We start from the raw sequence: 24,231 nt of genomic DNA, 5'->3' as shown, positions 1-24,231 counted from the left end.
TCCCAAGCATGGCTTGATCTCAGCGCCATTCGACGATGAATGGTAGGCTCCCCGATGAGTGAATAAGATTGTAATGCTAAAACATGAAAGAAGCTACTTAACGCTGATCATAACCCCAACGCGGCACAAGTCCCTGTTCAATCCCTAGATGGTCGAGAATTCGAGCTACCATAAAATCAACCAAATCATCGATCGATTTAGGCTGATGATAAAAACCGGGCGCTGCCGGCATAATGGTGACGCCCATTTGCGATAATTTATGCATATTCTCTAAATGTAAAGTAGAGAACGGTGTCTCACGAACCACCAGCAGTAACTGTCCTCGTTCTTTGAGCACCACATCTGCAGCGCGCTCAATCAAGTTGTCCGACATGCCATGGGCGATAGCAGCAACGCTGCCTGCTGAACAAGGACAAACCACCATTTTTTTCGGTGCCGCAGAGCCTGAAGCCACGGGGGAAAACCACTCTTCTTTGCCACAGACGATCAGTTTATTCGGATCGCAATTAAACAGCTTAACCAACTGCTGCTGCGCCGCTTGGGGTTGACTAGACAATTGCAAACCATGTTCCGTCGCTAATACCACTCTGGCGGCCGATGAGATAAGCAAATACACGGTGTGATCACTGGTGAGTAAACATTCTAAAAGACGCAGTCCATAGGGTGCGCCAGAGGCTCCGGTCCAGGCTAATGTAATGGCTTGGTTATGTGTTGTCATGTCGGTCACTTTTTATTTAATGCCTAAAGTGTTACTGAGCGCGCTTTTTAAGCGTTGCAAGTAACTTGTTATGTATGCCGCCAAAGCCACCATTACTCATCACTAAAATGTGCGTGCCCGGTTTGGCTGCTGCGCAAATTCTCTCAACTAAGTCGTCGATATTATTGCTCACATAAGCGGGTGAGGAGCATTGCTGAGCCACCTCATCAACCGACCACGCTAATTCGTTAGGCTGAAAAAGATAGACTGAATCAGCTTGCGCGAAAGATGCCGCCAGCGTGCCTTTGTGCACACCTAATTTCATGGTTGCAGAGCGAGGTTCAACGACAGCAATGATCTTCTCACTGCCGACCTTGTTACGTAAGCCAGACAAAGTTAGTTCAATCGCCGTCGGATGATGAGCAAAATCATCATAAACAGTCACGCCATTTTCCTGACCTTTTTGCTCTAAACGGCGCTTAGTATTGATAAAGCTTGCTAATGCCTGACAGGCTAAATCTGGCGTGACTCCCACATGACGCGCCGCGGCAATCGCCATTAAGGCATTATTTACATTGTGATCACCAATCAATGACCACTCAACGTCACCCACTCGCTGATCTTGAAAATAGACCGCAAATTGTGAGCCTTGCGGGTTGTGTTTTTTAGCCTGCCATTGCCCCTGCTGACCAATAAATTCTCGTTCACTCCAGCATCCTCGACTCAACACATCCGCTAAGGCCGAGTCTTGCTGCGGAGCAAACACTCGCCCATTACCCGGTAAAGTGCGGATTAAGTGATGGAACTGGCGTTTGATCGCTTCGAGATCATCAAAAATATCCGCATGATCAAACTCCAAATTATTCAAGATCAAGGTGCGAGGATGATAATGAACAAACTTAGAACGCTTATCAAAAAAAGCGCTGTCATACTCGTCTGCCTCGACCACAAAAAACATGCTTTCTCCCAAACGGGCAGAGAGATCAAAGTTGCCTAATACGCCACCGACAAGAAAACCGGGCTGATACCCACACTGTTCTAAAATCCACGTCAACATGCTCGCGGTGGTCGTTTTACCATGCGTTCCCGCCACAGCCAGAACCCAACGATCTTGCAATAAGAAATCATGTAACCATTGCGGCCCAGAGCTATAGCGTAAATTATGGTTTAAGACATACTCAACACAAGGATTGCCACGACTCATCGCGTTACCAATCACCACCAGATCAGGACGTGGGTTTAGCTGATCAGGATTGAAACCCTCAATAATTTCAATCCCTTGTGATGATAGCATCGTACTCATTGGTGGGTAGACATTGGCATCACTCCCCGTCACTTGATGACCTAACTGACGAGCGAGGATCGCCAATCCGCCCATAAAAGTGCCACAAATCCCTAAAATATGAATATGCATCAACCTGATCTCACTTGTGCTGTTTGTCTGCCTGACCATTATCCTGATTCATACCATAAAAGCGAGTACCGCAAATCGCCACAATGTAATTTATCGAAAGTCGACATCTAAATTGAGATCTTCGGCAGTTAGTTTATTACTCGTAAAAAGTTCTAGGATTTAAAATCACCGCTATAACGAAACACCTTGAAAAGGTAGCTAAATTTGCTTTCTTCTCAAGGAGTAAGAACACCAACGCCGATGATCCTACTCTCTCGCGTTACCTTTCTCCCCCAGAACCAATAAGTGTTAAGGAAATAACATGTCGAAGATGCGCACCCTTGGTGAGTTTATTGTTGAAAAACAACACGACTTCCCCCATGCAAGCGGTGAACTCTCCTCTCTACTTGCGTCCATTCGTCTTGCCGCCAAAATCGTTAACCGAGAAATCAACAAAGCTGGATTAGCCGATATTACTGGCGCATCGGGTAACGATAATATTCAAGGTGAAGAACAACAAAAACTGGATGTCTACGCTAACGATAAGTTTAAAGCGGCTTTAGAAGCGCGCGATCAAGTCTGCGGCGTTGCTAGTGAAGAAGAAGATGAGGCGGTCGCCTTCAATAAAGAACTCAACCAAAATGCGAAATATGTCGTGTTAATGGATCCGCTCGATGGCTCATCGAATATTGATGTCAACGTTTCAGTGGGGACCATTTTCTCGATTTATCGCCGTATCTCTCCCGTTGGCGGACCGCCAACTGCAGAAGATTTCCTTCAGCCCGGCCATAAGCAGGTTGCTGCTGGGTATGTGATTTATGGCTCTTCAACCATGTTGGTGTACACCACAGGCAATGGCGTCAATGGTTTTACTTACGACCCGTCGATTGGTTCATTTTGTCTCTCTCATGAAAATATGCGTATCCCAGAGCAGGGAAAAATTTATTCCATCAACGAAGGTAACTACATCCGCTTTCCAACCGGCGTAAAAAAATACATTAAATACTGCCAAGAGAGCGTACCGGAAGATAACCGCCCTTACACCTCACGTTATATTGGTTCACTCGTCGCCGACTTTCATCGTAACTTGCTCAAAGGCGGCATCTATCTTTATCCAAGCACTCAAAGCCACCCCAACGGTAAGCTGCGTTTGCTGTATGAATGCAACCCGATGGCACTATTGATTGAGCAAGCGGGGGGCTTAGCGACAGATGGCAGACAACGTATCCTTGATATCAAACCGACTGAGTTACATCAACGCGTACCGTTTTTTGTCGGTTCAAAACAGATGGTAGAAAAAGTCTCTCAGTTCCTTGAAACCTACCCAGATGAATAGTCATCTGAATGGGGCTCAACTGACCGAGCGTTGTCGGTAAATATCGAACAACCATAGAGCAAATCTAACCAATAGCGCTGATCCTTAAAGGTAGCAGGAGCTAAAAGCTCATCGAGTTGATCACTGCTACTTGGGTATCCGGCTTTTTACAGGTAAACTTCGCCTTTTTCTGCACGTCGGTTTTGCACCGACGTGCAGTTTGCATAATAATGAGCGACACTTTTTAAAATCCGGCTAACCAAAAGGAAACCGTAATGAGCTTAAATAATGTGCCAGCAGGAAAATCTCTGCCAGATGATATCTATGTAGTGATTGAGATCCCTGCGAACGCTGATCCAATCAAATACGAAGTAGATAAAGATTCTGGTGCTGTATTCGTTGACCGTTTTATGTCTGCGCCTATGTTCTACCCATGTAACTACGGTTATGTGAACCACACGCTATCTCTTGATGGTGATCCAGTTGATGTATTGGTTCCAACACCATACCCATTGATCCCTGGTTCTGTGATTCGTTGTCGTCCAGTGGGTGTTCTGAAGATGAGTGATGAGTCAGGTGAAGATGCAAAAGTCATCGCCGTACCACATTCTAAGCTGTCTAAAGAGTACGATCACATTCAAGATGTGAATGATATCCCTGCCCTACTGAAAGCTCAGATCACGCATTTCTTCGAGCGTTATAAAGAGCTAGAAAGCGGTAAATGGGTAAAAGTAGAAGGTTGGGAAGATGCTGCTTCTGCGCGTGCTGAAATCCTTTCTTCTTACGAGCGTGCACAGCAAAAATAATGCTCGTTTTCCCTGATTAAGTCAGGATGAATAAGCTCAAAAAGCCAGCATTGCTGGCTTTTTTATTGAGAAAATACGGCTTAAATACGCTGGCACCAATCGCCAGATTCAATTTCAGAATCAAGCCGCGAAGCCTCTTGATAAATGTATATCCACGCCAGACCGTAAGGAGTATCAATCGTTTCACGTCGATACTCAACGGGGACATCTTCTAATACATCGAGTTTTGCCAGTGTTTGCTCATCGACTTGATACACTTCCCCTTTGATTGATTGCTGACCTGCAATTAATCCCGGATACGGGCCAAGATCGTGTAACGCATAGCTTGGCGGTGTTTCAAAGTAGCCTAAGAGCTTACTCTCACTTAAATAATCGTGATGGTTTTCACCTTGTCGTAAGGTGCCATAGACAAACACTAGAGACAGCAATGTAACCCTCCTTAGTTAAATTCGAAGCGATAGAGTAAATCAACCGTATTACTCTCTCTTGAATTAACAATCTCTAAGTAGAGATCCCTCATCAAACGATAGCGAATAGTAAATTGCTCTAGCGCATTAAAGACACCTACTCCATATTTGACTTGTAACCCAGGTAAAATATAGCCACTCACAGTAATTTGTGCATCCTCCCCCGAACCTGCTGTATCCAATTGCAGATCTTGCACACCAAATTCTTCGCCAATTCGCCCCACCACTTTACCGCTTTGCGCTAAGCTTAGCCCAATCAGGGTCATGGTCATCGCATCTCCTCCTGCTTCACCATCAATATCTTGCCCGCGCAATAAATAAGACAAAGCATTGGCTTGTGGTTTCGCTGGCTCAGAGAAAATGGTGATCATCGGCTCATCAGCGGGTCCCGTTACTTGGATACCGGCAATCACACCATCTTGGGTATTGTTTGGGTTACGAATCGCTTTGATCGACACAAAAGGCTGATCGACTGGGCCATTCATTAAAATTTTACCTTCTTGGATCTGTAGATCTTGGCCAAATGAGCGATACTGCCCCTGCAAAATATTTACCTCACCAATCACCATGGGCCCACGATCGCGCTGAGTAAAATTCAATCGGCCTCGAAGGCCCCCCTCTAAACCAAAAGCACTCAGACGAAAGTCATCACCAATCACAATCTCTAAATCTGTTTCAAGCCGCAACGGTAAACGACTTTGCTCACTTAAAGGCTGTAAATCTTTACTCAGTATGACTTGATCCTTGGACACCTCAATAGCGCTCGGTGGTAGCTCTTCGACCGTAATCCGTCCCCAAGGCAGATGGATCGATCCTGTGACTTGTGCCACATCTGGTTGCATGGTTAAGGTTAAATCAGGGATCACCTTCATTTTTACAATCGGTGGCATATCCACCAGCAGCGAATCAGCAAACACTCGACTGTTTACTCGCCAATCGTCGATATTGTGCCAATCAGCCTCACCAGTGGCATTCAGTAAGCCCTCTGGCGTGCCAATTTGCGCATTTAGCGCCGCTTGATAACCAGAAAAGTCTAGCGTAACTTGGCCTGAGTCTATATCAATCGGAGAGATATCACCTTTGAGCTGTAACCCCGTCAACTCAATATTGCCCATCACCTGTGGATGAAGCATGGCTCCTTGCAAACTTAAATCGGCCGTTATCGTCGCATCTGCTTGACTAAACTCACCGACTAATGGCTGCAAAAAATCAAGATGAAAAGGGGTTAACTTTAATCCTGCTTGCCATTGTGGGTCCTCTTTTGTGACATCAATAATGTGAAGATTTCCCGACAGATGACCATTGTTCGTTATTTGAAATTGCCAATCCGCTTTTAATCCATTGTTCGCCAGCTCAGCGTTGAGTTCTATCGCATCCCAAGCCAACGTGATCGGCTGTGACAAATTTTGCTCCACCTCACCGGCAGGTAAGGTAACGGAAAGTTTTACTTGTGGTGCCGCCTGTGTTGACCACTGAGCCGACAATTGACCATCAAACCCTCCCTTTATCTGGGTTTCCGGAGGCAGTAACGCTTGAATTTGACTAAACTGGAAATCCTTTAATGCCACTTGAACCGCCCCGCTATCCCCCAAACTGGCACTTTCTTCAAGACACAATGATGCATCCGCTTGTAACCAACAGTGAGGAGCAACCTTCACTCGTGACTGCTCAAGATCAACACTGATCTCAGTAGCATGATTTAACTGCCATGGCCCTTGAATTGACTCGATGTTCATACGCTCAAGCTGACCATCCCAGCGCCAAGCGGTCGACTCAGTAAGACGTCCTGTGATTGCCAGTTGGCTGGAAACTATCGGCGAATTAACCTCTAGCGTTAAATGGTGCTGCTCTTGCTGACCACTCAAGGATAACAAAAGTGACTCAATGCTCTGATCTTGATAATGAATATCAGCAATAGAAAGGTGTAAATCCGCTTGAGGTAAAGGCAGCGGCGTTAACTGGCCGACTAACGATAATTCACGAATCGTTGCCTCGTTTAACCAAGCCAACTGTTCGGCGCGAAGATCAAGCTGAATATCAGGTTTCGCCAGTTGCCCACGTAGCGTCACTTGACCTGTTACTTGCCCCGATAGATCCGGCACTGTTTTCGCTAAATCCTTTAACGATAAAGCAATATCCATTTGCCACTGTTGGTCTAATTGGCCTTTGGCGGTCAATCGATTTGGTCCGTGCGCGAACGTTAACCCAGAGGTAGAGACGCGATACTCCCCTTGACCTCGCGGATCGGCAGCATTGAGTTGCCCTTTAATATCCAACGGATAGCCACGAAAATCACCATGAATAGCCAGTAATGGCAGGGCAATATCAAAGCCGCCTTGCTCGGTCAACTTGCCAGAAGTGATTAACTGGCCGCTGATCATCCCTTGTGCTTCAGGCCATTGCAAACCGGGATTAATCTGCTTAACGTTGAGCTTGGCTTGCCAATCAATGTTTGGTTGCCAGTTGGCTTGCAGTTCGCCCTCAATCTCACCATTTAGGGTCTTCAAAAGCAGTGAATGCAAGGCTATCTGGGCCGATGACCCCTGTCCTTGAACGGCCAAGTTCATCTCAGGGAGATCCAGTCCCGATAATGTTGCTTCGATGGCTAGCTGATAGTCATTGATCCCCCCCTTTGCGTTAAGCAAAGGGGCTTGCACAACATAATTGCCTTCACCGACCAGCGGCCACTGTGCTTTTAGCTGCTGCACCGTGATATCAAAAGGCATATCGGGTTGTAGCGGTTTTAATTTCGCCTGCAACTGGGCCTGTGCCAATCCTGCAAGTTGCGCCTCCAGAGAGAGAGCCGCCATACTGCCTGAGGCTTTAAATTGTAAAGTTTGCCCCTTCGCTTCTGGTAACTTCAGCAATGACTGAAAAGTGAGATTCAGAGGATAATCACCACGCAAAGTCGCACGCCCCGTCAGAGAGGCATCCAGCTCTGGCATATCAAGGGTCATGTTTTTTACGTCAACTTGAGACTGAAAGGCTTGAGCTTGTAGCACCAACTGATTAATAGCGATTGGTGATGCTTGCTCGAGGAGAAAATCGCGCAACTCAAACCGACTCAGCTCAATCCGCAGTGGGATAATAACCTCCGGTAAGCTTATCGGCAGCGCATCGGATGAAGAGCTGTTCGTCGCAGTCGACGGCTCCTTCGGTTCTTCAGCCAACGCAATGCGTACGCCTCGCCATAACGTGCGATCAATGGTTAATCGATCGCCTTGTAGCGAGCCACTGGTCGTAAAGTGCTGCCAGTCAATCTGATTACCGAGTAGATTAAGCTGAATATTATTCAAGGTTAATCTACCCAATTTGATTGGCACTGGGGTTGACATCGTGGTCATTGGAGCCGCTGCACGTTCTGACGGCTCACTTGTTGAATCAGCGATAGACTCTACATTGAGCTGCAATCCCGAGACAATCACCTCATTAATACAGATCATCGGTTCTAGCAAACAGTTCGCATTTACCGCGAGCGTTAACTGTTCAAGCTGCAGAGCAATAGAGGATGATGGCTCTTGATATTCAATGCCATAAAGAGTGAAACGGGGAAAAATAGCCCCTTGGGTCGATTGAACCGAGAAATCGGGTAACGCTCTTTGAGCGCCCCACACTAAGACATTTAAGCCACTGTTGGTAAAAAATAACCCAGCAAACAACAGCAACAGAAGCGTGACGATGCCAGCCAAGCTTGCGGATAACCAACCGGTCCATTTCATCGCTCGCTTAATCATAATTCAGGCCCTAACGTAAAATGCAGTTTGAATCGATCGCCGGGCTCAGAGTCTAATCCCCATGCAAAATCAAGTCGCAGCGGCCCCACGGGTGAAACCCAACGCAAACCAAATCCGGTCCCCGTTTTCCAATCAGGGGTGTCATTAAAAGCATCACCATAATCGACAAACAGCGCAGCCCACCAATTACCACCAATTCGATATTGATATTCTAATGAGCTGGTGGCCATGTATTTCGCCCCCGTTAACGAGCCACTGGCATCCCGCGGCGAAATAGATTGATAACCATAACCACGTAGGTTGTTGTCTCCACCTGCAAAAAAACGCAGCGAAGGAGGGAGCTTATCGAACTCGTCGGCAAAGTTGGCACTGCCGTCAATTCTGAATAGGCCACGATGACGCTCACCTAAGCTTCTGACCCAAGAGCTACCAGCTTGGACTCGAGTGGCTCGAGTTTCCGAAATCACTGAGGGATCGGCGTATTCTAAGGTGATAGTTTGCTTATCGCCCCAAGTTAATAACGAGCGATTCAGCCGTGTACGAGTACGGGTATAAGTAATGCCTGGCATTAAAAATTGCGCTCCATCATCTTGTAAACCCTGCTCATAACTTTCAATCAGATAGCGCAAAAACACCGTTCGATGCCAGCCACTATCAAGCAACCAATGACGCTCTAGCACGAGATTAGATTCAAGACTTTCAGTATCTCGATTATCGACATGCTTCATACCATATTGAATACGGTAATACTCATGAAGCACATTTTCGAGAGGAATTTTATACCCTGCGGTAATACTCTGTTCAGGACCCGATATCGATAGACTGCTATCAAAACTGTGGCCATACTCATTTAACCACGGCTTCTTCCATTTTAATGAGCCTCTTACGCCAACATCGGTTGAATAACCAATACCCGTTTCTAGTTGATTACGCGCTTTTGGCGCTAAAGCAACCACCATAGGTAATTCACGCTGCTCAGGATTTAACTGTTCCAAATCGGGTTTGACGAATACCGATGAAAACCAATCCGTATTGGCTAGGTTAAGGTTAAATTGACCAACTTGTGAGACTAAATAAGGATCACCTTGTTTAAACGGTTGCAGTGAACGAACACGAACCTCTTCAATTTGACTCCCAGAGATCGACGTGGCGCCAAAATGATAGCGAATGCCACTGTCAAAGTGTAAACGAACGAACGCTTGATGCCGATCGGGAACCACTTCCAAACGACTTAACTGAAAATCGCCATCGAAATACCCCTTTTGGAGCGCTAAGTTACGCAAGGAGGATTTAAGGCTATCGTATTGGCTATGATTCAGTGTCTCACCAACCTTTAAGCCACTACGTTCAATCACGCGAGCAAAATCCGCATCTTGCTGCGCTTCTCCCTCAATCACGATCTCAACCACCGCCAAACGTACCACTTCTCCGGGAGAAACATGCACCGTCATCGCTCGATCCGGTTCCGTGACTTCAAAAACAAACGTCGGGTGATAGTAACCTAGCGCATTTAATGCAGCGGTTATCCTTTGTTCTAGACGCGACTGAAAACGTAACTGGGTCGAGTAATCGCTGGTCGATATTGAGGACAGATAGGCATCGACGTTATCTTTTAGATCGCCGCTTAATCCTCGAATGGTTAAATCGACTTTCGCCAACACAGTGCAGGAGAAGAATAACGTCGCGAATAGTACATAGAATGGGAGTGATCTCATGTTAAATAGTGGTTAAGCGCCTTACCGCAATTCAGGTTAATAGACTTTAAATCATACCGACTATAGGATAAGAAGTCTGTAGGATAATCGCTCACGCGCCAATAGATTACACGCAGATGTGGCGATAAAGCGATCTCGGCACGTAAGACGAACAACGAACGTCATCACATCATCAATGCTGATATTCCAGAACAATACTCTGGATCAATCGCATCCGATGTTGAATAAAAATTGTATCAGTGAGACACAGAATTTCACTCAACGTTCCATTGACTATGACTAATAAGGAATTGCTATGCTCAACAAATCTTCGCTTATTTCAGCGGATCAAGCCTTACCAGGCCGTGCTACTCCCATCGAGTTTGAAGACAAACATTTTATCCATCATACCCCCCTAAGCAGCAAACCTAGCGCGGGACAAGAGCAATTACTGATTGGAATGGGCTGTTTTTGGGGAGCGGAACGTTTATTTTGGCGTTTAGACGGTGTCGTTTCTACTTCTGTCGGCTATGCTGGCGGCTTTACTCCAAACCCAACCTATCAAGAAGTTTGTACGGGTAAAACTGGCCATGCGGAAGTCGTCCGAGTGATCTACGATCCTAAGGTGTTACCCTTGAGAACACTGTTGCAAGCCTTCTGGGAAAATCACGATCCAACCCAAGGTATGCGCCAAGGCAATGATTTAGGAACTCAATATCGTTCGGTGATCTACACTTACACCGATGAACAGCAAACGCTAGCAGAGCAAAGCCGCGCAGAATATCAAGCTTTGCTAAGCGAACACCATAAAACGGAGATCACCACCGAAATTACTCCTGCTGGCGCTTATTATTTTGCGGAAAGTTCTCACCAGCAATACCTCGCTAAAAACCCGCAAGGATATTGTGGCCTTGGTGGTACAGGGGTGTGCTTTTTGTGAGGAATAATCGAGCTCACTAATATAACGCTCGCTTCAGCAATATCAACGAAGCGAGCTGATTAATGGCTCATTAAATGATGAAAGAGCATTCTGTTATGATCAATTATTTAAGAACGAGCGTTATTTTTACTCTTTGCTATAGCCTCCCAATTTGCGCTATTGAGCTCAATCTGGGTCTACAATTAACCACCAACAACATTGATGTGCGCGACGAGTCCGATCAAAACATTGCACAAATGAATAATAAGCTCGCTCTTTCTCCAACGGTCTCTCTCTTATCAAAAGGCTATTATCTTTCAGAGCAAAGTGCGTTGGGCGTACAATTTCAACTGGATGGCAATCTCGTCAAAGTTAATCGACAAACGCTTCATCAAAACAATCAGCTAACCAATCTTGATACCAAAATATCTGGCTATGCGCTGTATGCGATGCCATTATTTTTTTACCATTTTAATCGCCACCAGCCAGAGAAATGGCAAGTAAAAACGGGGATTGGTATTGGGCTAGGTTATCTTAATCTGAGTGGTAATTATCAAATTACTCAGCCCCTACATCCCGAGTTTGGCGAGACAAAAAACATCAAACTTAGTGAGTTTGGTCAGGCGGTCGGGGTTTATTTAGAGATCAAAAAAGGCAAACATGCGTTCTTGCTCTATAATTTTAGTCCCTACGTCAATAACAGTAATTACCAATTTCAAGAACACAATGCGGTCCTTGCATACCGATACACCATCAACTTAAACCACTTATTTACTAAAACGGACTTACCATGATAAAAAAAATACTACTCACTCTATTGATCGCCACTCATAGTCTCGTTGCGTCAGCACACAATCTAGTACTCGGTCAACCACTGCCAGCCGTCGACGTCGCAAAATATGGCGAAGTGATATTGGAGGGTAAAGACACTCAGTTTGTACCATGGAGTAGCACTCAACTCCCAGGTAAGGTTCGAGTGATTCAAGCTATTGCTGGTCGAAGCGCCGCCAAGGAAATGAACGCCCCTCTCATGACCGCACTCACCGCAGCAGAGTTTCCTCGTGATGTATACCAAACTACAACGATCATTAATCAAAATGATGCGGTATGGGGAACGGGCTCGTTTGTAAAATCATCGGCTCAAAGCAGCAAAACCGATTTCCCTTGGTCGTCGATTGTCCTTGACCAAGCGGGTATCGTGGCACAAAGTTGGCAGTTACAAAACCGCTCATCAGCGATCATCGTGCTCGATAAACAGGGTATCGTGCAATTTGTCCAAGAAGGCGCTTTAAATGACGATGCTATTCAAAACCTACTATCGCTCATTCAACAACAGCTAGAAAAATAACCTTAAGGCTTGCCAGACAAGAAGATTGTTATACTATAACAATCTTCTTGTTGTATTGGGTATAAGATGATGGTCAAACCACAGCCTTTACGTCTATCGACCAACACTGTCAGTATACTGACCGTATTGTTGGTGCTGTGGCTCAATATCGCCGTGATAAATCATCAATTAGACATTCATCCAACTCAACATACCGATCATCATTGCCAACTGTTTTCCGTAATGAAACATGGCCTTGAGCATGCCACTCTGATCATCCCTATCTGGCCAGCACAGGGTTTTATACTAGCCATCGTTAGCCCATTTTGTTTGGTACTCGACTACATTACTTATGTAGCACGTTCACCACCAAAACGTTGAACCGTTCAATACATTAACCAACACAATATTTACTATCCCTATGTTATGGAATCAACACTATGCTAACTAAACCTTTGCTTGCCTTAAGTATTTCTGCCGTATTATCAACCGCCGCGTTTGCTCATCAAGAATTTCGTCAACACGATGCTCATGTTCATGGACAAGTTGAGCTTAACATCGCTCAAGATGGCACGGATTTGCTGATTGAGATCACTGCTCCGGGCGCAGATGTGGTGGGTTTTGAGCACGCACCACACAACGAAACCCAAGTTCAAGCACTTAATCGCGCATTAGATATCTTAGGACAAGCAGAGTCACTGTTTACCTTAAGCTCGGCAGCGAAATGTCAATTGGAAGAAACCCATGTTAGCCACACCCTAAGTGGCGACAAAGATAACCACGATCATAGCGATCATGCTCATCATGATCACGGACATGATCATAAGCATGACCATGACCATGACCATGACGATCATAAGCATCACGATCACAAGCATCAACACGGTGAATTTACTGCGCAATATCACTATCAATGTGAAAATGTTGGCGCGCTCACTCAGATCAATACGGAATGGTTCGCCTTGTTCCCAAGCACGGAAAAAATGCTGGTTAATTTACTCACCGAGCGTACGCAAACCGCCGTTGAGCTGACCAAACAACAAACTCGCCTGTCACTGTAAATGCATCAGCCGATGTAAGCGTTCACGCCCCAATCGGGTAAGCCAGGCTTACCCGATTTTCCATCAAATAAGGATAAGTGATGAACAGCCAACCGCTGCCAAGCGCCACTCCCGTAATTGACCTTATCGATGTACAATTTCAGTGGCCAAATAATCCTCAACCAACCCTCCATATTGATGCTTTGAGCGTGCTTGCCAAGCAACATCTTTTTGTAAAGGGTCCAAGTGGTTGTGGTAAATCTACCTTACTAAGCTTACTGACCGGAATTAATACCGCCACTCAAGGCCATGTCCACTTACTCGGTCATGACTTAGCTAAACTCAAATCTCGCCAACGAGATAAATTTCGCGCTGACAATATTGGTTATATTTTCCAACAATTTAACTTATTACCTTACTTGTCAGTGATTGATAACGTCATTCTGCCCTGTCAATTTTCAGCTCATCGTCGCACTAACGTCTCGGGAGATATCCGCGAGCGAGCCAAACAGTTACTCGCTCAACTGAAGCTCAGTGACACACTGCTTAATAAGCCGGTGACGGAATTAAGTATCGGTCAACAACAACGCGTTGCCGCAGCAAGAGCATTGATTGGCGATCCGCCACTACTGATTGCCGATGAGCCCACCTCCGCACTCGATTACGATAACCGCAGTGCCTTTATCGAGCTGTTATTAGATGAAGCCAATCGTGTCGGCACAACCCTAGTTTTTGTTAGCCACGATCCAACTTTAGAGAAACTGTTTGAGCGAAGTGTGTACTTACCTACCATCAATCAAGCCCGAGGTATTGCATGAACGTAATCACTACGTTAGCTTGGAAAAGCTTACTGAATCGTAAAAGCACCGCTGTATTAACCATTCTTACCGTAGCAATTTCCGTCATTTTATTAATGGGCGTTGAGCGCATTCGCACCCAAGCAAAGAGCAGTTTTGCTAATACCATTTCAGGCACCGACCTGATTGTCGGAGGCCGCTCTGGGCAAGTGAATCTTCTGCTTTATTCGGTATTTCGGATTGGCAACGCGACCAATAATATTGATTGGAAAAGCTATCAAGAATTTAGCCAGCATCGCGCCGTAAAATGGGCTATCCCGATTTCACTGGGCGATTCACACCGTGGTTTTCGTGTCATGGGCACCAACCATAACTACTTTGAACACTTTCGCTATGGAAGTAAGCAACCACTTACTTTTTCTCAAGGCAGAGAGTTTTCCGGCTTATTTGAGACTGTACTCGGTGCCGACGTCGCCAAACAACTCGGTTATCACTTAGGCAGTGAGATCATTATCGCTCATGGCATCAGTGATGTCGGCTTCAGTCGGCACGATAATCTGCCTTTTACTGTCGTCGGCATTTTAGCGCCAACCGGCACACCAGTAGATAAAACCGTCCACGTATCTCTTGAAGCGATTGAAGCGATCCATGTTGGCTGGGAGTCTGGGGCAAATTTAGGCAATACCCCGAGCAAAGAAGAGTTAAAGCAGCGCGAATTTGAACCGCAGCAAATCACGGCGATGCTACTCGGTTTGCATTCAAAAATTCAGACCTTTGCGCTACAAAGACAAATTAACCAATACCGAGCGGAACCATTAAGTGCCATTCTACCCGGTGTAGCACTGCATGAACTGTGGGGAATGATGTCCGTTGCAGAGCAAGCATTAATGACGGTGTCGGTTTTTGTCGTTATTGCCGGATTACTCGGCATGCTAAGTAGCTTATTGACTAGCCTGCAAGAACGTCGTCGTGAAATGTCGATTTTACGTGCGATGGGCGCACAACCAAAACACATTTTTGCCTTACTGATCAGCGAAGCGAGTGTCTTAACCTTATTAGGCATTGTCACCGGTTTAATCGGCTTATATCTTGTGCTTGCTGTCGCTTCCCCTATCGTCGCGAGTCAATATGGTATTCAACTACAACTCCAAGCCCTCACTCATTATGAGTGGCAACTGCTTGGCTATGTGCAAGTGGCTGGCACCATGATAGGCTTTATTCCTGCACTGCGTGCCTACCGTCAATCACTCAGTGATGGTATGACGATACGACTCTAGGAGAAACAAAGACATGCATAAATGGTTACTGAATATACTCTTGCCACTACTTACGGCGATGAGCTTTAACGTCTACGCCAATAGTGAACCGCTGCAATTAGACTGGATTGATCTGATCCCAGAAAATGAGCGCAATCAATTTAACGCGATGGGCATGCCGATGATCGATCACAACCTCGATTTACCCGCCCAGCAAATCAAAGTGGGCAGTGTACGCAGTGAGCTCAATGGCAGTCAGGTAAAAATTCCGGGGTTTGTCATTCCTCTTGAGGGAGACGAAAACTCCATCACCGAGTTTTTACTGGTTCCTTACTTTGGGGCTTGTATTCATGTCCCACCACCGCCACCGAATCAGATCATTTACGTCAAATACCCTCAAGGAGCGCCGATTCAACAGTTATGGGATGTGGTGTATGTGATAGGAACATTGAAAACCGAAGTGGTCAGTGCTGAGCTGGCGGAAACCGCCTATCTGATTGAAGGAACCGCGATCGAAGATTACGATGATATGTAACCATTTGTTAAATAATTGCTAAACCAAAGACCACCTTACTCGTTACATCATGTATTTGGCTAAATAACTTAATAACCCCAAATAGATCAAAAACAGTAAAGTGGTCGATAGATGCTTAAACCAGCGATTTTCTTTATCGTACTTCATTGTGTCAGTGCGCCCCCACAGTTGTTGATAACAATTTTAACAAGTTATTATCATTTATGATAGCGCAAATTTGTGCGCTATCACCAAGAGTTTCACTGGTTACCTTAGCCAATCCACGGTACATTTTAGAGTATGATTCAATGGTAAAATTTGGTAACCCATGGCTGAGCTAAAATCCTCGGTTGTGATTGAGCATCCAACCACGACCCATTCACACACAGAGAAAAAATCCAGTTATCTGAAAGATAGCGCGAGTCGTATCTCATCGATTGCTCAGCAACATGGGTTAGATGCGTTATTACTGGATGAAAAGCCGCAAAAAACGCCGTTAGATAGAGCGTTAAAACGTGAGCGAGAGAGAAAAGAGCAGCGACAAAAAAATCTGGAGCAGATCGTGCGTCTTGCGCATCTCTCGTGTCATAACGAAACGGCGGGCGATCCTGATCAAGACTGGCTATACCGTTTCTTCGATATGGCGCAAGATATTCATAACTCATCCATGCAACGTCTATGGGCTCAAGTTCTGAAACGTGAAGTGACCAACCCAGGGTTTACTTCGATGAAAGCACTGAGTATTTTGCAAAACATGACCCCCAAAGAAGCGCAAATTTTACAGCGTGCCGCCGGTTTGAGTTGCAGTTTCGGCAGCGATCCGAGTTTGAAATTACTGTTTGGTCTTAAAGTACAAAACAGTATTTTTAGTTTAGGCAAACGCAATATCACCTCAACATTAAATATTGGTAGTCACCAATTACCTTATTCCAGCTTACTGGTATTAATCGAACTTGGCTTACTGCATGCCACAGAATTAGAATCGGGGGCAATTGAATTTGATCCGCCGCTCACGCTAAGCTACCAAGGTAAACAGCTCACATTAAACGTCACTGCCAAAGGAGTGCACTTGCTGTACTATCGCTTCACTCCTACCGGTAATGAACTCTGCCGACTATTAGGCAATAAACCCAATAGTGGTTACTATGATCAACTGATCGCTCTGTTAGGACAAAAATTTATTGTCCATAGTGACGCCAGCAGTACCATTCATCACACGGTATAAATCGCACGCATAAAAAAGCCACTCATCGGGATGAATGGCTTTCACGATCAAGGGGTGATTGGTATCGCTTTAACGAATAATCCCTCGTTGCTGTAACGCCATAATGCAGCGCTCAACCAATACCTCAACGGGCTCTTCACCAGCGGGCAAATCAATCTCTGCCTCCAGCGGCGCTTCATACACTGAATCAATCCCAGTAAACTGGGGAATTTCACCAGCTCGAGCCTTTTTATACAAACCTTTTGGATCACGCTGCTCACACACCGCTAAGTGAGTATTCACAAACACTTCCAAAAATTCACCTTCAGGCATTAATGCTCGAACTCGTTGCCTTTCAGCACGATGCGGCGAGATAAAAGCCGTTAACACAATCAATCCTGCATCTGCCATTAATTTGGCAAGCTCACCGATGCGGCGAATGTTCTCTCGGCGATCTTGCTCTGAAAAACCTAAATCTGCGCACAATCCGTGACGCACATTATCGCCATCCAATAAATAGGTATGGTAACCAAGCTCAGCAAGGCGTTGTTCTAGAGCTCCCGCAATGGTTGACTTTCCAGCTCCAGATAGCCCAGTGAACCACAATACCGCTGGGCGCTGTTGTTTCAATCGTGCTCGATGGGCTTTATCAACATGATGCTCATGCCAAACGATCGTCGGTTCAGTGACATTATCGATAGTGTGCATTATTGCCCCTTAAACTGGCTGAGATCTTTCGCGTCCCAATGAGGGAAATGTTTTCGGACCAACGCATTAAATTCTAACTCAAAAGCCGACAATCCCGTTGCGGTTGGTAAGTCTACGGCTTGCAGCGACTCGCGAATCAAACCCGCTCCGACCGTAACGTTAGTCAAACGATCAATAATAATAAAACCGCCAGTATCCGCACAATCTTGATAGTTATCCACCGCCAGTTGATGGGTAAAGCGCCATTGACAACGGGCAATACCATTCAGTGGTAGCTGTTCAGTATTGAAGGTGCTTAGCTGATTAATATCGTATTGATGCTCAATGCTGGTCACTCGACCCAGAGTTTTCTTACCAGCGATTTTAATATCGTATTCACGATCAAGTTGTAGTGGCTGCTCTGTCATCCATACCACATCCGCGACGAGTTGCGAGGTTAGCGAAACATCAGCATCGGCCAACACTAACAGATCACCACGACTGATATCGATCTCATCTTGTAACGTCAAGGTGACTGCTTGTCCTGCATTGGCGTGGCTTAAGTCTCCGTCAAAAGTAACAATCCGCGTAATCGCAGAGGTTTTTCCAGACGGTAACACTTTGACCTTATCACCAACATGAATTGTGCCCGCAGCAACCGTGCCAGCAAAACCACGAAAATCTAAATGGGGACGATTGACATACTGAACGGGAAAACGAAAATCTGCGTTGAGACTCGGTGGCTTAATCTGCACGTTTTCTAATCGCTCGAGCAGTGATTCACCTTGATACCAAGACATAAATTGGCTTTTCTCGACGACATTGTCACCTTCTAGCGCGGAGATAGGAATCAACTGAATAGCAATATCTTGGGCAAGATGCTTTGAAAAATCAGCGTATTGCTGAGCAATTTCTTCAAATCGCGCTTGGGAATAATCCACTAAATCCATCTTATTGATCGCGACGATAAAGTGTTTGATCCCCAATAAATGGGCAATAAACGAATGTCGGCGGGTTTGATCTAATACCCCTTTACGAGCATCAATCAAGATAATCGCTAAGTCGCAGGTCGATGCCCCAGTAGCCATATTACGCGTATACTGTTCATGCCCTGGGGTATCGGCAATGATAAATTTGCGTTTTTGAGTGGAAAAATAGCGATAAGCAACGTCGATAGTGATTCCTTGCTCACGCTCGGCTTGTAAACCATCGACCAATAGCGCGAGATCGGGCCGCTCTCCGGTGGTTCCCACGCGCTGACTGTCCGAATGAACCGCGGCGAGCTGATCTTCATAGATCTGCTTAGAATCATGCAACAGACGACCAATTAACGTACTTTTTCCATCATCAACCGAGCCGCAGGTTAGAAAGCGTAATAATGATTTATGTTGATGTTGGCTGAGGTATCCTTCAATACCCAGCTCAGCAAGTTGAGCATGCACTGCACTGTTCATTTTCTTTCCTCAAATCCTTAGAAGTAACCCTGGCGTTTTTTCAGTTCCATCGATCCAGACTGATCGTGATCGATCGCCCGCCCCTGTCGCTCACTGGACGTTGCCACCAACATCTCTTCAATAATCCCGGTCAACGTATCGGCTTCAGATTCTACGGCTCCGGTCAGGGGATAGCAGCCGAGGGTTCGGAACCGAACTCGCTTATATTGAACCTCTTCACCTGGTTGTAATGGCATCCGCTGATCATCGACCATAATTAACATGCCATTTCGCTCAACCACCGGGCGAACATCAGCAAGATACAGCGGCACAATATCGATGTTTTCTAGATAGATGTATTGCCAAATATCCAATTCCGTCCAGTTCGATAAAGGGAATACGCGAATACTTTCCCCTTTATTAATTTGCCCGTTATAGGTTTTCCATAGCTCTGGACGTTGGTTTTTCGGATCCCACGTGTGGTTTTGATCTCGAAACGAATAGACCCGCTCTTTGGCTCGAGATTTTTCTTCATCACGACGCGCACCACCAAAAGCGGCATCAAACCCATAGTGATTGAGAGCTTGTTTCAACCCTTGGGTTTTCATGATATCGGTGTGTTTTGAGGAGCCATGCACAAAGGGATTTATCCCCATCGCCAATCCTTCTGGGTTTTTATGTACCAAAAGTTCAAAACCATACTTTTCAGCTGCCGCATCACGAAACTCGATCATCTCGCGAAATTTCCAATCCGTATCCACATGCAGTAAAGGAAAAGGAATTTTTCCCGGATAAAACGCTTTGCGAGCCAGATGCAACATCACGGAGGAGTCTTTACCTATCGAGTACATCATCACTAGGTTAGCAAATTCTGCCGCCACCTCACGAAGAATATGAATACTCTCCGCTTCAAGCTGCTGTAAATGGGTTAAACGTTGTGGATCCATTCTGTCGGTTTCCTTTTCGCTGCCTTGTCATTATCTCGAACAAGAAAATGGCAAGAGTAAAATAATCAATTAGGCATAGTGGTAGTGAGTGGGACGCTCAGTTTGCTCGCCAAACCAAGCCAATTTATCGGCTAACGCGACCACCTCACCAATCACAATTAAGGCCGGTGATTGCGCTTGAGTCGCTAATTGGGGTAAATCTTGCAAAACGCCTCGAAAGACTTTTTGGGCTTGTTGAGTACCGCGCTCGATGATCGCAATCGGCGTCGAGGCTTGACGTCCATGTAGGAGGAGTTGTTGCGTGATCATCGTGGCATTCATCAATCCCATATAGATGACTAAGGTTTGATGACCGCGCGCTAAGGTCGGCCACTCCATCTCATCAATGGTGTCATTTTTTAAGTGTCCGGTAATAAATAAAGCCGATTGTGCATAATCACGGTGGGTTAATGGAATACCAGCGTACGCGGTCGCTCCTGCTGCTGCAGTAATGCCAGGGATCACTTGAAATGCGATGCCAGCATCCGCCAACACTTCCAACTCTTCACCACCACGACCAAACATAAAAGGATCACCGCCTTTGATCCTCACCACGCGATGACCCAATTGGGCAAAATCGACCAGCAGTTGATTGGTTTTTTCTTGTGGAACACTATGATGACCAGCCCGTTTCCCCACACAAACTAAAATGGTTGTGCTGGGGATCAGCGCCATAATGTCCTCTGAGACCAAATAGTCATAGAGCACAACATCCGCTTGTTGTAGATAGTTGAGCGCTTTGACCGTCAGCAGTTCAGGATCGCCAGGACCGGCACCAATCAACGCCACTTCGCCGGCGCGCAATTGACTACGAGACAGGCGAGTATAAGGGCTCGATGTTGCCCCTCCATCCAATGCCACCAGCGTTGCCTGTTTGACCTTTGTGGTCGTAACGTGTTGAAAACCCGCCATCGTTGTCATCCTTAACTCAAATTGATGACGTCATTATGAGCGGTGGATGTTATTACTCGAAATTCTAAAATTTCATTTTTTATACTAAAAGCTGATAAGCAGTCACTCACCTGACTTTTAAGCGGTAAAAGACCCGGAATAACTCACACTTTGTGATGTTCAGTCCGACACATTGCATCACAATTTGTTACATTTGCAGCCATTGCCAATGAGGTAACTCAAACCGTACCCCAGATAATCAACAGGAAATGACCTATGCCATCAGTACATCACTCTTTATCCATCGCCGTGTTAACGGGTCTTTTAAGCATGGCAGGACCAGCAATGGCGGAAACACTCCAACTCAGGATTATTGAAACTACTGATATTCATACCAATTTAATGGATTATGATTACTACAAAGATATGCCATCCAAACAATTAGGGTTGGCTCGTGCGGCAAGCTTAGTCAAGCAAGCTCAGCAAGAAGTGACCAACTCGGTACTGGTCGATAACGGTGATTTACTGCAAGGTAGCCCTATGGGTGACTATATGGCGGCAAAAGGCATCACTCCAGGCGAGATTCACCCGGCTTATAAAGCAATGAATCAACTCGGCTACGATGTGGGCAACATTGGTAACCACGAGTTTAATTACGGTTTAGATTTTCTCCAGCAGGCGATCAAGGGAGCGGACTTTCCTTACATTAATGCCAATGTGTTTGATCAACACACTGGCAAGCACTATTTCCAACCCTATTTGATTAAAACCCACACTTTTACTGATCAAAGTGGTCAATCTCAAACCGTGAAGGTGGGTTACATTGGCTTTGTCCCTCCGCAGATCATGGTCTGGGATAAGAAAAATCTTGAAGGCAAAGTGTTTGCTAAAGACATTAAGCAAACCGCAGAAACGCTTATTCCACAAATGAAACAGCAAGGCGCCGAGGTAATCATCGCGATTCCTCATTCAGGGATCTCGACCGATCCTTATCAAGCTGGGGCGGAAAACTCGGTTTATTATCTCACCCAAGTCAAAGGCATTGATGCAATCGCCTTTGGACACTCACACGCGGTATTCCCAAGTGCAGACTATGCCAACTTACCAGGTGCTGATATTAATCAAGGTACTATCAATGGCATTCCTGCTGTGATGCCCGGTCGCTGGGGCAGTCACGTCGGCGTGATGGATTTAACCCTAAAAAATGATAACGGCCAATGGCAAGTCGTAAACGGACGTGCCGAAGCTCGGCCAATTTTCGATCGTAAAACGCAGCAAGCGCTGGTGTCGGCAGATAAGAATATCGTCAAAGCCTTAGCTAATGACCATCAAGCAACACGAGAGTTTGTCAATCAACCCATAGGTAAAGCCGATGATGTGATGTACAGCTTTTTAGCTCTAGTGCAAGATGACCCAACCATACAAATCGTCAACTTAGCCCAAAAAGATTACGTTGAACGCTTTATCCAAGGCGATGCCAATCTGGCTGGATTACCCGTTTTATCAGCAGCTGCACCTTTTAAAGTCGGGGGCCGTAAAGATGATCCTAATGGCTTTACTGAAGTCGAAGCTGGACAACTGACCTTCCGTAACGCGGCGGATCTTTATCTCTACCCTAACACACTGGTGGCGCTGAAAATGACCGGTAAAGAGGTCAAAGAGTGGTTAGAGTGCAGTGCTGGTCAATTTAATCAGATTGACCCACACAGTACAGAGCCACAAAGTCTGATTAATTGGCAGGGTTTCCGTACTTATAATTTTGATGTCATCGATGGGGTCAATTATCAAATTGATATCACTCAACCGGCAAAATACGACGGTGATTGTAAGCTAATCAATAAAGAGGCTGAGCGTATTGTCGGTTTAACTTATCAAGGTCAACCGCTGGATCTTAAGCAAACCTTTTTGGTTGCTACCAATAACTATCGCGCCTACAGTAATAAATTTGCTGGTACGGGCAGTGAGTTTGTTGCCTTTGATTCACCAGATGAAAACCGCACCGTGGTAGCAAGCTATATTTCGCGCATCAGCGCAGAAAAAGGCCACGTTACCCCTAGTGCTGATAACAATTGGTCATTTGCGCCTATCAAAACCGATGCTCGCTTAGATGTGCGTTTTGAAACCTCGCCTAGCGACAAGGCGGCACAATTTATTGAGGCCAAAGGCCAGTACCCCATGCAAAAAGTCGCTCGCGATCCCCTCGGCTTTGCTATTTACCGGATTGATCTCACCCAATAAGTTTTTATCACTTACCCATGAACCGAATAATGAGGTTCATGGGTTTTGATGATATTAACTGACCTTCAAGTTCGTCTAACGACACAACATGACATTGCCAGTCGACGCTAAATAAAGCTATCTCTATCAGTATCAATAACGATGTCATTGAGCGAACGAAGCTAACCAATACCGCTACAATTTCAGGTAATATGGTGATATCAATTTCTTATTTCAATTGGACAGCCTGATATGTATGTCGAGTTTGAACAACAACTCTCAAGTGATGGATTTGAACCACATGAGATCAATCAATTAATTTCATGCAGCCAACCGCTTGAACTACCGACGCGACATATTTTAATTCACCAAGGCGACATCCCCCAACAGATCTATTTCGTGTTAGAGGGCGTGTGTCATGCTTGCTATCTAACCGAGCAAGGTAAGTCGTTCAGTAAAGAATTTTATTGGGCTCAAGACTGGGTAATTGGTTTTGAAAGTCTCATCAAGCATCAAGCTTCTCCCTATTTATTAGAAACGTTAACCCCAGTGCGTTTAATTGAATTGCCGATCCACATCTTACATTCTTGGCGCGCGACTCGTCACTCTCTCTACCTCAAACTACTGGAAACTCAGTTGATGCATAAAGAAAATAAAGAACGCTTTATGCTGCTTTATAGCCCCGAAGAACGTTATCAACTTTTTAATGACCATTTTTCAGCCCTTAAAAAACAGTTGACCAATGGTCAGATTGCCGCCTACTTAGGGATCACTCCCATCAGCTTAAGTCGAATTAAAGCCCGCATAAACGCAAAAGCCAGCGACTAAACGCTGGCCTTGTAACAACACCGCAG

The 24,231-nt window shown here is 45.6% G+C and carries 21 protein-coding genes and 1 pseudogene; 13 read left to right on the top strand and 9 right to left on the bottom strand.

Annotated features, from left to right (window positions below; translation table 11 throughout):
- Positions 1–97 precede the first annotated feature (97 nt).
- Both VIB_RS03220 and mpl read right to left on the bottom strand, forming a co-directional pair.
- Entirely contained in the window at positions 98–718 is a 621-nt protein-coding gene (locus VIB_RS03220) for a flavin prenyltransferase UbiX (protein ID WP_004394573.1), read from the bottom strand.
- A gap of 31 nt (positions 719–749) precedes the next feature.
- Positions 750–2,111, bottom strand: a complete 1,362-nt coding sequence (gene mpl / locus VIB_RS03215; RefSeq protein WP_040904002.1) for a UDP-N-acetylmuramate:L-alanyl-gamma-D-glutamyl-meso-diaminopimelate ligase — start codon at positions 2,109–2,111, stop codon at positions 750–752.
- A gap of 301 nt (positions 2,112–2,412) precedes the next feature.
- Between mpl and fbp the strand changes: the two genes are divergently transcribed.
- Both fbp and ppa read left to right on the top strand, forming a co-directional pair.
- Positions 2,413–3,426 (top strand): class 1 fructose-bisphosphatase, encoded by a 1,014-nt coding sequence (fbp, locus tag VIB_RS03210; protein ID WP_004394571.1) that lies wholly within the window; start codon positions 2,413–2,415, stop codon positions 3,424–3,426.
- A gap of 254 nt (positions 3,427–3,680) precedes the next feature.
- Entirely contained in the window at positions 3,681–4,211 is a 531-nt protein-coding gene (ppa, locus tag VIB_RS03205) for an inorganic diphosphatase (protein ID WP_004394570.1), read from the top strand.
- Between the two features lie 80 nt (positions 4,212–4,291).
- Here the strand turns inward: ppa and VIB_RS03200 are convergent, their stop codons facing one another.
- From VIB_RS03200 to tamA, 3 genes are read right to left on the bottom strand one after another with little or no spacing between them, the layout of a single operon-like run.
- Positions 4,292–4,639 carry a gamma-glutamylcyclotransferase family protein gene (locus VIB_RS03200; RefSeq protein ID WP_004394569.1) on the bottom strand — a complete coding sequence of 116 codons (348 nt, stop codon included), beginning with the start codon at positions 4,637–4,639 and terminating at the stop codon, positions 4,292–4,294.
- 11 nt (positions 4,640–4,650) lie between these two features.
- Positions 4,651–8,412 (bottom strand): autotransporter assembly complex protein TamB, encoded by a 3,762-nt coding sequence (tamB, locus tag VIB_RS03195; protein ID WP_004394568.1) that lies wholly within the window; start codon positions 8,410–8,412, stop codon positions 4,651–4,653.
- Complete coding sequence (tamA, locus tag VIB_RS03190) at positions 8,409–10,127, bottom strand: autotransporter assembly complex protein TamA (protein WP_004394567.1); 1,719 nt, start codon at positions 10,125–10,127, stop codon at positions 8,409–8,411. Before tamA ends, tamB begins: the two co-directional genes overlap by 4 nt.
- Positions 10,128–10,422: 295 nt before the next feature.
- Here tamA and msrA point away from each other — a divergent pair, with 295 nt between their 5' ends.
- The 9 genes from msrA to VIB_RS03145 all read left to right on the top strand — a co-directional run bounded on the left by msrA (position 10,423) and on the right by VIB_RS03145 (position 17,184).
- Positions 10,423–11,046 carry a peptide-methionine (S)-S-oxide reductase MsrA gene (gene msrA, locus VIB_RS03185; RefSeq protein ID WP_004394566.1) on the top strand — a complete coding sequence of 208 codons (624 nt, stop codon included), beginning with the start codon at positions 10,423–10,425 and terminating at the stop codon, positions 11,044–11,046.
- Positions 11,047–11,141: 95 nt separating this feature from the next.
- Complete coding sequence (locus tag VIB_RS03180) at positions 11,142–11,819, top strand: hypothetical protein (protein WP_004394565.1); 678 nt, start codon at positions 11,142–11,144, stop codon at positions 11,817–11,819.
- Positions 11,816–12,373, top strand: coding sequence for a YtfJ family protein (locus VIB_RS03175; RefSeq protein WP_040903998.1), 558 nt, complete (start codon positions 11,816–11,818; stop codon positions 12,371–12,373). Before VIB_RS03180 ends, VIB_RS03175 begins: the two co-directional genes overlap by 4 nt.
- Positions 12,374–12,442: 69 nt before the next feature.
- Positions 12,443–12,733 (top strand): DUF2607 family protein, encoded by a 291-nt coding sequence (locus VIB_RS03170; protein WP_040903996.1) that lies wholly within the window; start codon positions 12,443–12,445, stop codon positions 12,731–12,733.
- A gap of 59 nt (positions 12,734–12,792) precedes the next feature.
- Complete coding sequence (gene zrgA, locus VIB_RS03165; RefSeq protein WP_004394563.1) at positions 12,793–13,413, top strand: zinc uptake protein ZrgA; 621 nt, start codon at positions 12,793–12,795, stop codon at positions 13,411–13,413.
- An 80-nt stretch (positions 13,414–13,493) separates the two neighbouring features.
- The gene (locus tag VIB_RS03160) at positions 13,494–14,210 is read left to right on the top strand and encodes an ABC transporter ATP-binding protein (protein ID WP_004394562.1); all 717 of its coding nucleotides are present in this window, start codon (positions 13,494–13,496) and stop codon (positions 14,208–14,210) included.
- Positions 14,207–15,466, top strand: coding sequence for an ABC transporter permease (locus VIB_RS03155; RefSeq protein WP_004394561.1), 1,260 nt, complete (start codon positions 14,207–14,209; stop codon positions 15,464–15,466). Before VIB_RS03160 ends, VIB_RS03155 begins: the two co-directional genes overlap by 4 nt.
- A gap of 58 nt (positions 15,467–15,524) precedes the next feature.
- Positions 15,525–15,980: a DUF3299 domain-containing protein gene (locus VIB_RS03150; protein ID WP_004394560.1), complete on the top strand. Its 456-nt coding sequence runs from the start codon at positions 15,525–15,527 to the stop codon at positions 15,978–15,980.
- 307 nt (positions 15,981–16,287) lie between these two features.
- Positions 16,288–17,184: a TIGR03899 family protein gene (locus tag VIB_RS03145; RefSeq protein ID WP_004394559.1), complete on the top strand. Its 897-nt coding sequence runs from the start codon at positions 16,288–16,290 to the stop codon at positions 17,182–17,184.
- A gap of 69 nt (positions 17,185–17,253) precedes the next feature.
- On the opposite strand, the gene cysC is transcribed toward VIB_RS03145, so the two are convergent.
- From cysC to cobA, 4 genes and pseudogenes are all read right to left on the bottom strand, one after another.
- Entirely contained in the window at positions 17,254–17,871 is a 618-nt protein-coding gene (cysC, locus tag VIB_RS03140; protein WP_004394558.1) for an adenylyl-sulfate kinase, read from the bottom strand.
- Entirely contained in the window at positions 17,871–19,304 is a 1,434-nt protein-coding gene (gene cysN, locus VIB_RS03135; protein ID WP_004394557.1) for a sulfate adenylyltransferase subunit CysN, read from the bottom strand. The genes cysC and cysN overlap by 1 nt, the downstream gene beginning before the upstream one ends.
- Before the next feature lie 17 nt (positions 19,305–19,321).
- Positions 19,322–20,233, bottom strand: a pseudogene (cysD, locus tag VIB_RS03130) (sulfate adenylyltransferase subunit CysD); the annotation flags it as partial.
- Between the two features lie 66 nt (positions 20,234–20,299).
- Positions 20,300–21,181: a uroporphyrinogen-III C-methyltransferase gene (gene cobA, locus VIB_RS03125; RefSeq protein ID WP_040903987.1), complete on the bottom strand. Its 882-nt coding sequence runs from the start codon at positions 21,179–21,181 to the stop codon at positions 20,300–20,302.
- A 255-nt stretch (positions 21,182–21,436) separates the two neighbouring features.
- On the opposite strand from cobA, the gene cpdB reads away from it, so the two are divergent.
- Positions 21,437–23,398: a 2',3'-cyclic-nucleotide 2'-phosphodiesterase gene (cpdB, locus tag VIB_RS03120; protein WP_040903984.1), complete on the top strand. Its 1,962-nt coding sequence runs from the start codon at positions 21,437–21,439 to the stop codon at positions 23,396–23,398.
- 231 nt (positions 23,399–23,629) lie between these two features.
- A complete protein-coding gene (locus VIB_RS03115; protein WP_040903982.1) occupies positions 23,630–24,205 on the top strand; it encodes a Crp/Fnr family transcriptional regulator in 576 nt (191 codons plus the stop codon).
- The last annotated feature ends 26 nt before the right edge of the window (positions 24,206–24,231 follow it).

The organism is Vibrio metschnikovii CIP 69.14 (assembly GCF_000176155.1).
GTDB lineage: Bacteria > Pseudomonadota > Gammaproteobacteria > Enterobacterales > Vibrionaceae > Vibrio > Vibrio metschnikovii.
Note: the sequence above shows the minus strand (reverse complement) of the source record. Positions and strands in the feature narration are given on the sequence as shown.